The organism is Mycobacterium sp. E2327, assembly GCF_001672675.1.
Taxonomy (GTDB): Bacteria; Actinomycetota; Actinomycetes; order Mycobacteriales; family Mycobacteriaceae; genus Mycobacterium.
The window spans coordinates 25,664-39,246 of record NZ_LZKE01000222.1; the positions used below are offsets into that span (position 1 = coordinate 25,664).

The 13,583-nt window shown below is 68.0% G+C and carries 10 protein-coding genes; 3 read left to right on the top strand and 7 right to left on the bottom strand.

What is annotated here, in order from left to right:
* From A5712_RS25395 to A5712_RS25405, 3 genes are all read right to left on the bottom strand, one after another.
* Nucleotides 1-2,334, bottom strand: a complete 2,334-nt coding sequence (locus A5712_RS25395) for a CoA transferase (RefSeq protein ID WP_068111684.1) — start codon at nucleotides 2,332-2,334, stop codon at nucleotides 1-3.
* Nucleotides 2,335-3,690, bottom strand: a complete 1,356-nt coding sequence (locus A5712_RS25400) for an amidohydrolase family protein (RefSeq protein WP_068111687.1) — start codon at nucleotides 3,688-3,690, stop codon at nucleotides 2,335-2,337. It abuts the gene before it with no gap.
* Nucleotides 3,691-3,991: 301 nt separating this feature from the next.
* Entirely contained in the window at nucleotides 3,992-4,564 is a 573-nt protein-coding gene (locus A5712_RS25405) for a TetR family transcriptional regulator (RefSeq protein WP_156766768.1), read from the bottom strand.
* Nucleotides 4,565-4,638: 74 nt separating this feature from the next.
* On the opposite strand from A5712_RS25405, the gene A5712_RS25410 reads away from it, so the two are divergent.
* Both A5712_RS25410 and A5712_RS25415 read left to right on the top strand, forming a co-directional pair.
* A complete protein-coding gene (locus A5712_RS25410; RefSeq protein WP_369830435.1) occupies nucleotides 4,639-5,727 on the top strand; it encodes a DUF1214 domain-containing protein in 1,089 nt (362 codons plus the stop codon).
* Complete coding sequence (locus A5712_RS25415; RefSeq protein WP_068111692.1) at nucleotides 5,724-6,896, top strand: sulfotransferase; 1,173 nt, start codon at nucleotides 5,724-5,726, stop codon at nucleotides 6,894-6,896. The genes A5712_RS25410 and A5712_RS25415 overlap by 4 nt, the downstream gene beginning before the upstream one ends.
* 179 nt (nucleotides 6,897-7,075) lie before the next feature.
* On the opposite strand, the gene A5712_RS25420 is transcribed toward A5712_RS25415, so the two are convergent.
* Genes A5712_RS25420 through A5712_RS25430 form a run of 3 tightly spaced genes read right to left on the bottom strand, consistent with a single transcriptional unit; the run spans nucleotide 7,076 to nucleotide 10,932 of the window.
* Complete coding sequence (locus A5712_RS25420; RefSeq protein ID WP_068111694.1) at nucleotides 7,076-7,486, bottom strand: Zn-ribbon domain-containing OB-fold protein; 411 nt, start codon at nucleotides 7,484-7,486, stop codon at nucleotides 7,076-7,078.
* Between the two features lie 2 nt (nucleotides 7,487-7,488).
* On the bottom strand, nucleotides 7,489-8,697 hold the full coding sequence (locus tag A5712_RS25425) for a thiolase family protein (RefSeq protein WP_068111695.1): 1,209 nt from the start codon (nucleotides 8,695-8,697) through the stop codon (nucleotides 7,489-7,491).
* A 9-nt stretch (nucleotides 8,698-8,706) separates the two neighbouring features.
* Nucleotides 8,707-10,932, bottom strand: coding sequence for an acyl-CoA dehydrogenase (locus A5712_RS25430; RefSeq protein WP_068111697.1), 2,226 nt, complete (start codon nucleotides 10,930-10,932; stop codon nucleotides 8,707-8,709).
* A 167-nt stretch (nucleotides 10,933-11,099) separates the two neighbouring features.
* Between A5712_RS25430 and A5712_RS25435 the strand changes: the two genes are divergently transcribed.
* Entirely contained in the window at nucleotides 11,100-11,687 is a 588-nt protein-coding gene (locus tag A5712_RS25435) for a TetR/AcrR family transcriptional regulator (RefSeq protein ID WP_068111699.1), read from the top strand.
* On the opposite strand, the gene A5712_RS25440 is transcribed toward A5712_RS25435, so the two are convergent.
* Nucleotides 11,625-13,502 (bottom strand): pyruvate kinase, encoded by a 1,878-nt coding sequence (locus A5712_RS25440; protein WP_068111702.1) that lies wholly within the window; start codon nucleotides 13,500-13,502, stop codon nucleotides 11,625-11,627. The two genes, A5712_RS25435 and A5712_RS25440, sit on opposite strands and share 63 nt — an antisense overlap.
* Between the last annotated feature and the right edge of the window lie 81 nt (nucleotides 13,503-13,583).

Consider the following 13,583-nt stretch of genomic DNA (forward strand, 5'->3'; position numbering starts at 1 on the left):
TCACAGGCCCGCCGGCCGTGCGCTGGTGGCCCCCGAGGCGCGCAGCTCCACCAGATCCCGTTGACTGCGCCCAAGAATTCCCGTCAGCACTTCGTCGGTGTGCTGGCCATACAACGGGGGCACCTGCCGAAGCCAGCGTCGTGGCTTCCCGACGAAGGCGAAGGGCATGCCGGTGCACAGGAACGAACCCGCGACGGGGTGGTCGATCTCTTCCCAGAAGCCTCGGGCGAGCAGTTGCGGGTCGCTCAGCAGCTCGGCGGCCGGCGTGACGCGCGCCGCCGCCAGCCCGCCGGCGCGCAGCGCCGTCACCGCGTCGGTCGCCGAACGCCGGGCGGTCCAGCCGGAAATGAGCTTGTCGATTTCGTCGGCCCCTTCGCGCCAGGCGGCGCTGTCGGGGCCGAGGTCGGGTCGCTCGATGAGCGCCGCCAACGACGTGCGAGCGGCGTCTCCCAGGGCGGCGAGCGCGACCCATTCGTCGTCGCCACGGCACGGGTACACGCCCTGGGGTGTCGCGCCCGGGCCCCTGTTTCCGTTGCGGCGCAACTCGATCCCGTTGCGCGAGTACTCGACCACCACCTCGGCCGCCACGTTCAGCGCAGCCTCGACCATCGTCGACTCGACAAGCATGCCGGTCCCGTCCCGGTCGCGAACCACGAGCGCCGCAACCGCGGCGAACGCGGCATGCAGCCCCGCCATCGGGTCGCATACCCCACGCGGGATCACCGGCGGGCCGTCGGCGTGTCCGGTCACCCACGCCATTCCGGTCGCCTGCTCCATCGTCTGGGCGAAACCCACGCGATCGCGCCACGGGCCGTCGAGGCCAAACGCGGGCATCCGCACCATGATCGCGCACGGATTGGCTGCGGTCACGGCATCCCAGTCCAGGCCGAAATTCTCCATCACCCGCGGTGAGAAGTTCTCGATCACCAGATCGCTCGCGGCGATGAGCTCCAAGGCGATAGCGCGCCCTGCGTCGACGCTGAGTTCGGCGCTGATTCCGCGCTTGTTGTTGTTGCTGCACAAGAACACCGGGCCCCACTCCCACCACTGGTCCCAGTCGGGTGGGCGGCCGGCGGACAGCCGCATGCCGTCGGGCCGGCGGACCCCCTCGAGCTTGATCACGTCGGCGCCGAGGCAGCCCAGGAATTGGGTGGCGACCGGTCCCGCCCAGAACGCGGTGAAGTCGGTTATCCGTATGTCGGACAACGGGAGTGCGTCCGCGTCAGCGGCTGGCGGGCGGTGGGGCCGCGGCGGCCAGTGGACACCACCGTTGTCCGCGCCCAGCAGCGGGGGCCGTCCGGGCGGCGTGGTCGCCATCGCGTCGCTCCGATACGGCACCCGCGGCTGCACGCCGCCGGGTCCCGATTCGACGAAGACGCCGCGTTCGACGAAGTGGTCGACCCTCTGCAGCGTGGCCGGGGTGCCGATGGGGGCCACCGGGATGCGGAAGGCCACCGCGAGGTCGATGATCTCTTGCGTGGTGCGGGTTTCCGTCCACTGCGTGACCATGCCGAGGAACTCGTCGCGGCGCTCGACCCGCCCGACGAACGACGCGAGCTCGGCGTCGTCGAGGAGGTCGGCACGATCGATCATCACCAGAAAGTCCTGGAACTGTTGCGCGGTGATGGTGCAGAAGCCGACCATGCCGTCGGCCGTGGGAACGATCGACGGCAATTCCAGGCTGCGTTGCTGCTGAAGGGAATCCGCGCCCAGCACGCTGGCCGACATGGCGGACAGCCCGCCCATCGCGATCGCCATCGCCTCGTAGGTCGAGACGTCGATGACCTCCCCGGCTCCTCCCCGGGCGGCGCGACGGGCTGTCGCGGCGGCGACGGGCGCGGCGAACGAGCCGGCCAGCCACTCACCGAGCCGCCCGCCCGCCTGTACCGGTTCGTCGCCCGGCCAGCCGCGGCCGTCGATCGAGCCGCACAGCGCCTGCAGGATGAACTCGTTGGCCAACAACTGTTGTTCGACGTAGGGCCCGGTGGTGCCGAACGGCGTCACCGCCACGATCACCGCCGACGGTCCGGTGTGCGCGGTGATGTCGTCGAGGGTCCAGCCGTCGGTCAGGTCGGTGAGCACGATGTCGGCGCCGGCCAGCAGCGCCGCCGCCCGCCCACGGTCGTTCACCGACTTCTTGCCGGCGGCCAGGTAGCCGAACAGCGCGCCAGCGGGCCCGCCGGCCGACCAGCTCCGCATCGAATCGCCCTGCGGTGACTCGATTTTCACGACATCGGCGCCGGCATCGACGAACATCTTGCCGCAGTAGGACACCGCGATGCCGTTGGACAACTCCAGCACCCGCCAGTCGGCGAACGGTGCCCGGGCGGCCACTCAGTTGCCCAGGCTGGTGGCGCGCCCGGCGATGCCCGTTATCTCGACCGTCGGCGGCGGCTGCCCCTGCGCCAGGGCCTGCAGACCGGCCTGCGTCATCCGGGTCCACGCGTCGAGGTCGCGCTGGCCGGCCGGGCGGCCGACGTGTGTGACCACGTCGACGTCGCTGGCCTGCGAGCGCAGATAGCCGACGCGGGCGTGCTCCTTGGGGATGTACCGGAAAGGGTCGAACGAGTATGCGGCCATGGCGTTTTCGTGTGTGATCTTGTTGATGACGGAATCGTCCAGGTGCCCCATGGTCTCGATGACGTCCTCCGGCGCGAACGGCCAGTTGCTGTCGGAATGCGGGAAGTCGGACTCCCAGCACAGCATGTCCTCGTTGAACCAGTCCATGTTGTGCACGCCGACCTTGTCGCTGATGAAGCAGGTGTAGAAGTGGCGATTGAACACATCGCTGGGTCCGGCATAGCCAGGTGGAAATTTCGCCAGCGTCCAGCCCGAGTGGCGGTTGTAGACGTGCTCGGCGCGCCAGAGGAAGTAGGGAATCCAGCCGACATCACCCTCAGTGAGCGAGAACTTCAGCTGCGGGAAGTCGGCCCAGAATTCGGCCCAGATCAGTTCGGTGAAGGTGAACATGCTCATCATCGACGACGCCGTCATCTGCACGCTGGGCGGTGCGTCCGTCGACACCTGCGGAGAGCGAGACGCCGAGCCGACATGGGTGCACAGCACCGTCTTGTTCTCGCAGACGGCCTCGAACAGCGGATACCAGTATCTGGTGTGAATGCTGGGCATTTGCAAGGCTTCCGGGTTCTCCGAGAATGTCACCGCGTGGCAGCCCTTGTCGGCCAGCCGCTTGACCTCCTTGGCGGCCTCGGCGACGTCGAAGAGCGGCAGGATGCCGCACGGGATGAACCGGCCCGGGTAGGCCGCACACCACTCGTCGACGTGCCAGTCGTTGTACGCCTTGATCATCACCAGGTTCACGTCACGGTCGGGGCCCTGGTTGAGCACCTGGCCCGAGAAGCCGGTGAAATTGGGGAAGTTCAGGCCCGCCAGCTGGCCGCCGGCGTTCATGTCCCGGACACGCTCGTCGACGTTGAAGCAGCCCGGCCGCATCTCGTCGTAGCGCGAGGCGTCGATGTTGTACATCTCGCGGGGCTTTCCGGCGACGGCGTTCAGGCCCATGTTGCGTCCGCGAACCTCGCCGTAGTACCACTGCTGGACGCCGTCGGGTTCGAGGACCACCCGGGGCGCCAGGTCCCTATATTTCGCGGGGACGTGCGCGTCGAACATGTCGGCCGGCTCGGCGATGTGGTCGTCCACGCTGATCAGGATCAGGTCGTCCTTGTTCATGCCGCACTCCTCTGCCGATATAGCGACTAGTAGACAATGATTCCTGTCACAGAGTCAACGGCGCGGCGTGCCGCGGCCGAACGCCAATTGCGCGTCGGTGTCGCAATTATTCAGCAACTGCAATCGCCGACGCGCCGCCCAGCCCGGCCGGCAAACGAAGGACTATTAGTCCGCACAACGCGGCGGCCGTCATCTCGTACGGGAATCCGGCAAGCAGATGTAGCCCGCCGAGCGTGGGCGCTATGTACGAATCCGAGCCGCATCACGTACGTAGGGCCCACACTCGGTGGCCACGCCGTGATCACCCGATCGCGATCGCGGCCAGCCCATCACGTACCCGGTCGGGTAGCGATCCACCATGGCTAAGCCAATCGTCCAGGGCGATACGCACGGCGGCCATGGCCAGCGCACCGATCAGCCGAGGCCTGGGATCCTGGGGGGCCAATCGGCTTATCCGCGGCGCGACGAGTTCGGCGATTGCAGCCTCGTACCGAACATAAATGCGTAGTGTCCAGGCATCCAGCGTGTCGGATGACCTTGTCAGGGTGGCTAATTCACGGACCTGGTCCTCGATTTCAGTGAAGCCGAGCGCGAGTTCATGGAAGGCGCCGACGACGGCCTCGCTGGCCGTCAGGCCCGCCGGCTGGGCGGCCAGCGCGTTGGTGATCCGGTTCAGCCAATGGGCGTTCATGCCCTCTGCGACGGCGTCTTCCTTCGAGCTGAAGTAGCGGAAGAAGGTCGCCCGCCCGATGGCCGCTGTGTCCGCGATCCGGTCCACGGTCGCCCCCGCCAGACCGACGCTCCCAACCAGCTCCGCCGCCGCCTCGGCGATGCGCTGACGCGTCGCCGTACGCCTGCGTTCGGCGAGCGGCATTCGCTCACGGTCTCCACGACAACTGCTTGCCAACGGATGAGACATAGTCTAAGCATAAGACTATGTCTCAAATGATGTCGGGACCGGCCGCTGAGGTCGCCCCGAAGACGCGCGCCGCGTGGCACTTCTTCCAGCAGATGCTGGCCGACGTCACCAAGATCGTGACCGAGGACGCCGAATCTGAACGGGAACTCCTCGAGGGGCTGCGCGTCATCGCCCGCGTCTCGTCGCTGTGTTCGCAACTGTCCGTCGAGGCCGACCCCGACCGGCCCGCGTTCTTCGATATGTGTTCTGCGACAAGGATGGTCGGCGGGCCCAACCCCGACGGCAACTACTACCTGGCGATGATCCGCGGTGATCGGAGCTACCGGATCACCGGCACCCGGGGCACCAGCGCCTATCTCGGGTTTCAGATCCTGGCCGGCACCGGCCTGACCCCACGGCGGATGGCCAACTACGTCAGCGATACCGGCCTGACGCTATGCGGCGACGAGTTCGCGCTGGTGCTGTCTTCGGAAGAACCCGCCGATCTCGCCGGCGCACAATGGGTGAAGAGTCCCGAGGACGCGTCCTCGGTCGTCGTCCGTGAGTACATCGGCGATCCCGCCTCCGAGACGTTGGCCACCATGCGCATCGACGCCCTGGACCCCGACCCCGTCGCGCCGTTGACCGACGACGAACTCGCCGACCAGTTCACGGCGATGGCGTGGTCGCTGATGAAGCTGGTCACGCTGCACCGCACCATCAAGCCCGAACTCCTGGAGACGCCCAACACGCTGTTGACCGCCGAGGCCGCCGACCTGGGTGCCGCCGACACCACGCCGGACAACCTGTACATGATGGGGACATTCCGGCTCGATCCCGGGCAGGCGCTGGTTCTCGACATCGAGCCGCCCGACACCCGCTACTGGAACGTGACGCTGGAAAGCCTGTGGCACGAGTGCCTGGAGCCGCGCCGCCGGCACAGCTCGGTGACAAGTCGCGCGGTGCGGCCCGACGCGGACGGGCGGGTGCGGATCGCCATCTCGGCGGAGGACTTCGGCATCGGCCACTGGCTCGACACCGGCGGCCGGCACCGCGGGTTCGTGGTCGTGCGCTGGCTGGACAACCCAAGCCCGCCCGACGTCTCGGTGTCGGTCCACGAGGGAAAGGTCCGGGCATGACGCTACAGGAGCGATTCGCCCCGGAGCGGCTGATCGCCACCGCCTGCGAGGAGGCCGGGAGTGACGACTTCGGCGACGACGGGTGGCAGGCCGGGCTGCAGCGGCTGACCGACGGGCTTGTCCACGAGGCGCGTTTGTCGGCGATCGGCGTGGAGATCGCCTACCTCGACGTCATGCGCGCCCTGAAGAACCGGCTCGGCGTAATCGACTGGCGCAAACAACATCCGGAGGTTGGCGGCAAGCCGATCACGGCGCCGATCTTCATCGTGGGCCAGCCGCGCAGCGGCACCACGATCCTCTATGACCTGCTCGCCCAGGACCCCGACCTGAGGGCGCCGCTGACGTGGGAGGTGGATGCGCCCTGCCCGGTCCCGCAGCCCGAGACCTATCACGACGACCCGCGGATCGCCCAGACGCAGGCCAGCATCGAACTCTCCGAGCAGATCATCCCGGGATTCTTGGCATTTCACCCGATGGGGGCGCTCGTCGGGCAGGAGTGCGTCCGCATCACGGCCAGCGAGTTCACCAGCATGATCTTCTCGGTGCAATACCGGCTGCCGAGCTACTACCGCTGGCTGCTGTACGAGGCCGACCACGCCGGCGCCTACCGCTTCCACCGAATCTTCTTGCAGCACTTACAGTCCGGCGTCCCCGGTCAGTGGCTCCTGAAATCGCCGGCGCACCTGTGGCACCTCGACACCCTGCTCGCCGAATATCCGGACGCGCTGATCGTGCAGACCCACCGCGATCCGCTCAACGTCATCTCGTCGATCGCCGCGCTGACCCACCACCTGCGGCGGATGGGCAGCGACGAATCCGACATCGCCGAGTGCGCGGCCCAGTCCTACGAAGAAGTGGTCGTCGGCCTCGAGCGCGGGATGGCCCTGCGCGACAGCGGCGCGGTGCCGCCCGGCCGCGTGGTGGACGTGCTGTTCACCGATTTCATGAACGACCCGTTGACAACGATCAAGGACATCTACCAAAAGCTGGGCCGCGAGCTGAAACCCGAGGCGGCCCAGCGGATGCGCGACTTCCTGGCCGCCCACCCCGGCGACGGCCGGGGCGGCCGATACACGTGGTCGGACACCGCCCTGGACGCCGCCGAGGTCCGCGACCGGGTGCGCGCCTATCAGGACCGCTACGGGGTACCGACCGAGCAACTGAAGTGACTCGTTGCCGCCCGGTCACATCCGGCACATACGTCACCGATTTCCGGCACATGTCGAAGTGCCCGCCTCGCAGCGACAATCCGTGAACGCGGCTGTCTCGAAGGCCGGTTGTCGCTGCGAGGCGGGCAGATCGAACATCGTTGCCCGCACATGCCATTGTGTCGGATGTGACGCGGCTGTTACTCGGCCGGCTCGTAACGCAGCATGGTGACGTCGTGCTCGGGATAGTCGCAGAACACCGGGCGCACCCGCATCCCGACCCTCAGGTCCGCCGGGTCGACGTTGACCATCTCGGTGGAAAACCTTGGCCCCTCGTCCCATTCGACGATGGCCAGCAGCTGCGGAACCGCGTCGGCGAAGTGCGGGCCGACGGGGCGGCGGGCCACCGTGAACGAGTACAGCTTTCCCATCCCGGATATCTCGCGCCATTCCAGGTCGTCGGCCAGGGTGTGCGGGGCACGCACCCGCGGATAGAACACGTAGCTCTGCGACGACGGCGAATACTGGATGACGATGCGGTGCTCGGCCAGCGCATCCCAAAACGGCGCGGTGGTCGGTGTTTTGACGGGCATCGGCCGCTCGAATGTCATCGTCAGTCTCCCTGCAGGATGAGCGTCGTCTGCTCGGACAGGATGCCACCGTTGCCGGAGACGAAGGCGCGGTTGCAATCGGCGACCTGAGCCGCGCCGGCGCGCCCCATGATCTGGCGGGTGGCGTCACACACATGGTGCATGCCGCCCGCCAATCCGGCCTGGCCGAAACCGAGTTGGCCGCCGGCGGTGTTGAGCGGGAAGTCGCCGCGGAAGGTCAGGTCGTGGTTGGCGACGAACTCCATGCCCTTGCCCTTCTCGCAGAACCCCGCGTCCTCCAGCGACAGCAGCACGGTGATGGTGTAGCAGTCGTAGATCGACACCATGTCCATGTCATTGCGGGTCAGCTCGGTCATCGCGAAGGCGGTGTCCGCGGCCTCCGCGATCGGGGTGTGCAGGAGATCCTTGGCGTAGGTCGGAGTTTTGAACGGCACGTGCTCGCCGAATCCCTTGATCCACACCGGACGATTGCGAGACCGCCGCGCCAGGTCGGCGTTCGCGACGACGACGGCGGCGCCCCCGACGCAGGGCATCACGATCTCGAGCATGTGCAGCGGGTCGGCGATCACCGGGCTGGCGAGGACGTCGTCCACGGTGAGCGGCTTGTCCTTCCAGATCGCGCCCTCCGTGTGGTTGGCGTTCACCCGCTGATCGACGACGATCTTGGCCATCGCCCGCTCGTCGTAGCCGTAGACGGCCGCGTAGCGCTGGGCGACCTGGCCGTACGGGCCGTTCTGGCCGAGGTTGCCGTACGGGATCTCGAATTCCGCCTGCGGGGAGCCGTATTGGTTGCTCGATGAGCCGAAGTACAGGGCGTCGCCGTAGGTTTTGGGCTTCTTCTTGGACATGGGAGTGATGTAACGGGCGGGCAGCGCGCACAGCACCGCCTCGCAGATGCCAAGCTCGATGGCGGCGGCCGCCCGCCACACCATGGCCGCGGCACTGGCCCCGCCGAGGTCCACGTGCTCGGCGAATCTCGCTCCGACGCCCAGGTATTCGGCGATCGTCGACGGGACGAAGATCTCCGACTCGGCCAGGTGCGAGGCCACGATGCCGTCGACGACCTCGAACGGCAGTCCGGCGTCGGCCAGCGCGGCGGCGCCGAGCTCGGCCCATTGTTCGATGGCGAACGGCGCGGGTGACGCCTTGCTCATGCGCTCGGGCGGCAACTCGACGTACCCGACGATCGCGGCTTCTCCACGTAATCCCATGCGGTGTCCTTATTTCCGGGGCAAACCGAGAATCATCTGCGCGATGATGTTCAGCTGGATCTCCCTCGTCCCGCCGCCGATCAGCTCGGCCGGCAGGTGCAGATAGGGTTCCACGACCGCGGCTTCGGGGTCATCGACCATCGCCACCTGCCCGGTCAGCTGCAGCGTGGCCTCGAAGGTGCGGCGCAGCAACACGTTCATCGCCACCTTGGCGATGCTCGAAGCCGGACCGGACGCCTGCCCGTCGAGCAATCGGATGGTTTCCCGCACGCCGAGCGCCCGGATGGCGTTGGTGTAGGCGTCGAGTTCGCCAAGCTCACGCAGGGCGTCGTCACGATCCGGCCCGGGTTGTGCGGCGAGGCGGCGGAGCGCGACAGCCCGGTCGAACTTGACGTATCCGCTGATGGCCGAACGCTCTTCGGCCATCGTGGCGATCGCCAGGCTCCAGCCGTCGGTAGGACCGCCCAGCAACATCTCGTCGGGAACGAAGACGTCGTTGAAGAACACCTCGTTGAAGTGCGCCTGTCCGGTCGCCGTCTTGATGGGCTGGATTTCGATTCCGGGCGATCGCATGTCGATGATGAAGTAGCCGATGCCGCGATGCTTGCTGGCTTCGGGGTCGGTCCGCGCCAGCAGCGCGCCCAGGTCGGCATACTGCGCCAACGAGGTCCAGATCTTGTGGCCGTTGATCCGCCAGCCGCCGTCGACCTTGGTGGCCCGGGTGGCCAGCGACGCCAGGTCGGAGCCCGCACCCGGCTCGCTGAACAGCTGGCACCAATGGATCTCGCCGCGCTGGGTCGCCGGGATCAGCTTCTCCTGCAGCTCTTTTGGTGCGGCGGTCAGCACCGAGGGCAGGATCCACTCGGCGATGTTCAGCGATGGCCGGACCAAGGCGGGCCGCTTGGCGAACTCCTCGTCGATGATGAGCTGTTTGAGCGGGCCCGCGTCGACGCCCCATGGCGCGGGCCAGTGCGGCGCCATCAGTCCGGCGTCCGCGAGCAGCGTGCGCTGCGGCCCGGAGGCCTGGTCCGGGTAATCGCCGTGCGGCGCGGGCGTGTCATTGCGCAACTGCATTGCCGCGTCGAGGGTTTCGGCGACCCAGGCACGAAACTCGGATTCCGCGTCACCCAGGTTGACGGACATGTCGCGGGTCTGGGTGCAGGTGAGCTCGCCCAGCCGCCGCGCCCAGCGGTTCGACGGACCGATCGATCCCGCCAGGCTGATGGCCCGGCGCCAGTACAGATGCACGTCATGTTCCCAGGTGAAGCCGATGGCGCCGAGCATCGTCAGCGCGTCGAGCACCAGGTCCGGAATCGGCGAGACGGCGATCGTCGCCGCCACGCCCGCGGCGAGGCGGTGCTGGTCGAGTGGTTCGTCCACGGCGCGGACCGCGTCCCAGGCCGCGGCGGTCGCCAACTCCGTGTTGACGAGCAGCATCGCCGCGCTGTGCTGCAGGGCCTGAAAGGTACCGATCACCTTGCCGAACTGCTCGCGGATTCGCAGGTGCGCGGTGACCGCGTCGACACACCACTGCGCGATGCCGGCCATCACGCTGGCCACCAATCCGACGGCGACGCACTCGGCCCGGTCGGCGTCGAGCCCCCCCAGCACGGCGGACTCGGCGGCGACGTATTCGCTCAGCCGCAAGATCCCCACATCGGTCACCAGGTCGGTGCCGCGCACGGATTCGGCTGCCGCCGTCGGCTGTGTGGTGTCAACCGCCACCCAGACGTCGTCGTCTTCCCCGGCCCGAGCGCACACCAGGACGACCCGCGCCGAACAGACGCCCGCCGTCACGTCCGACGCGCCGTTGACCACCCAGCCTCGGCCGTCGCGACGCGCGTGGAAGTCACCGGCACCGGGAAGGACGACCGCCGCGGGCAAGCCGGACGCGAGGTCGCGCACCAGTGACTCCGCGGTCGGGTTCGGATCGGCCAGCAGCGCAACGGCTCCCGCGGTCACGGTGGGCAGGAGCGGGCCGGGCAACAACGCCTTGCCGGCCGATTCCAGCACACACGCCGCGTCGATGAGCCGTCCGCCCTGGCCCCCGAGGTGCTCGGGCAGGTGTACCGCGTGAAAGCCGTTGGCAACCAACGCGTCCCACCACGTCGGAAGGCGTCCTGCGGCCAAGTCATCGAAGCTCTCGCGGGTCGCGGCGATCGGGGCGTGCCGGCCGGCGAACTGGGCGACGGCGTCGCTGAGGTCCTGTTGTTCCGGGGTCAGTCCCAGCGTCATGACCGCGACCCCGCGCGGCTGAGGCGACACGCCATCGAAGACCGCTGCCCCTTCCTTACAAGACGAACCGTCTCGTCTTGTGGCAGACTACGGGGCGGGTCAAGATATGTAAAGCGGACCAGATCCGGCCGACGACCGGGACACCTGGGGAGATGAGGATCACTTAGATGCCAACCGATCTCACCCAGGCGAGCTATCCGAGGCGGCGCAGCGAGAAATCGCACACGGCCATCGTGACGGCGACCCGAGAACTGCTTCTCGAGCGCGGATTCGACGGCCTGACCATCGAGGCGGTGGCCGCCCGGGCCGGCGTGGGAAAGCAGACCATCTATCGCTGGTGGCCCAGCCGTCCGGTGCTGGTCGCCGACGTCATGCTCGAGGACGCGGACAAGATCCTGGCGTCGGTGGACCACACCGACGACCTGGCGGCCGACCTCGCCGGGTGGGTACGCAAACTCGCCGCAACCCTGACCGCACCGCGGGGCTCGGCGATGCTGCGCATCCTGACCGTCGCCTGCATGGAGCACCCGGAAACCGCCGCCAAACTGCGGGCCGGGTTCAGTTTGCCGCTGCACGAAAGCGTCCGCAGCCGGCTTCTCGCGGACGGTATCGACGAGGCAACGGCCGAGTCGGCGGCCGACGCCATCGTCGGCGGTGTGGTGTACCCGATTCTCTCTGATGCACAGTCATATTCACGACGCCGAGCCGAGCGCACCACCCGGATCATCGTCGAGGCGCTCGGGGCCCGCCGCTGACCAAGAGCGCAGCGGACGCAGCAACGAGTTCTTCTTGTAGTAGTGCTCCGCCATTCTGCGCATGATGTTGTCGAGCACGGTTACCGCCTCGGGCAGGTAGGGACCCTTGTTAAGCATCACGCATTCGGCCCGTTCGCTCATCGCCGCATCGCTGATCTCGGCCCGCGACGGAAGGCCCGTCTTGGCGAGCTGCTCGAGCACCTGCGTCGCCCAGATCACCGGCAGGTGCGCCGCCTCGCACAACCAGAGGATCTCCTCCTGCAGCTCGGCCATCCGCTCGTAGCCGCATTCGACCGCCAGGTCGCCGCGGGCGATCATCACCCCGACCCGCGGTCGGCGCATCGCGGTGAGCAGCAGCTGCGGCAGGTGTTCGAAGGCGCGCCGGGTTTCGACCTTGAGCACGATGCCCAGCTCGTCAGCGCCGAGCCGATCGAGCTCGTCCAGCAGCCGCTCGACATCCGCCGGGCTCCGAACGAAGGACATGTCCACCAGGTCCGCCAGTTCGACGACGACGGCGAGGTCGGCGACGTCGCGGTCGGTGATCGCCGAAATCGGCAGCTCGGTGTCCGGCATGTTGATGCCCTTCGCGGCCTTCAGGCGAGCCTCACCCTCTTCGGGATGGTCGATGCGCACGGTGATGACGTCGGAATCGACGGACACCACCCGCCCGCCGATCCTGCCGTCGTCGAAATGGATCGCATCCTCCGGGCGGGCATGGTCGAACGCCTCGGGCAGCGTGCAACCGATCCGCGCAACGGGTTGATCACCGTCGACCGGGGCCGGCGAACAGTCGCGGGTCAGCCGCAGCAGGTCTCCGGCGCGCAGCACCAAGCTCTGCTCCTTCGCCGGGAGCGGACCCACTTCGGCCGGTTTTCCGCCGTCTCCGGCGTTCAGGGCCGTCCCGGTCACCAGGTAGGTGGTCTGCTGGGCGGTCAGCACGAATCCGCCTGCAGCGTCGACGGTCTCGAGCGCGAGCCGGCGTCTGGACCCGCGGGCGTCCCGCAATACCAGTACGTCGCCGCCGTCGCGGTTGGCCAGCCACCGTCGCGGGACGGTGATGACCGCCATGTCGGGTTGGGGCGGATCGGTCGGCTCCTCGGTCGACGTCAGCCAGGCGCGCGCCGGGGCGACTACCTGACCGAGGGCGTTCCGTTGTGGACGCAGTTTCGTGACGCGGGGACCCGGCTCCAGCGGCCCGGTACGCAGCTTGGGTCCCCCAAGATCCATTGCCACCAGACATGTTTCGCCGGCGCGGGTGGCCGCGTCTCGGACGTGGTGCGCCATCGCGCGCCACGCCGCCGCGTCGTCGTGCGCGCAGTTGATCCGCGCGATGTTCATGCCGCGTCGCACCAGCCCGCGAACCAGGTCGGCGTCGGTGGCGGCCTCCGACGGCAAAGTGACCATGATGCGGGTCGCGCGGTGCGGCGGGCGCGGGCCCAGCAGCTCCACCGTGTGTTGCCGCAGTATCTCGGGTCCCCGGCCGATGGGCACCACCGAGGGCGGCGGCGGCTCCCACCTTCCCTCCACGATGGCGGCGATGGCCGCGCGCACCGCCGAAAGCGTGGCGTGAACATGTGATTCGCTGCGGCCCAGCGATGAAAGCCCGAACTCCGCCAGGTCCGTCTGCAGCTCCCGCAAGTCGTATTGCCGAATGGCCCAGTAGTGGACCAGGTTTCGCGCGCTCGACCGATGCTCGGGCGCCACTGTGGTCAGCCAGTCCGCCCACGCGCGCTCGGCCTCGGACAGCCTGGTCAACAAGCCGTCGATCCGGTCGAGCAAACCCGCCAGTCGCCGCAGGTCACCTCCCCCGGCCATGCGGTCAGTGGGCACGACGACTCCTTCGTGGTTTTGTGGCCACATGGTGTTAACGTCCGCGTAACGGTAACGACCCGAAAC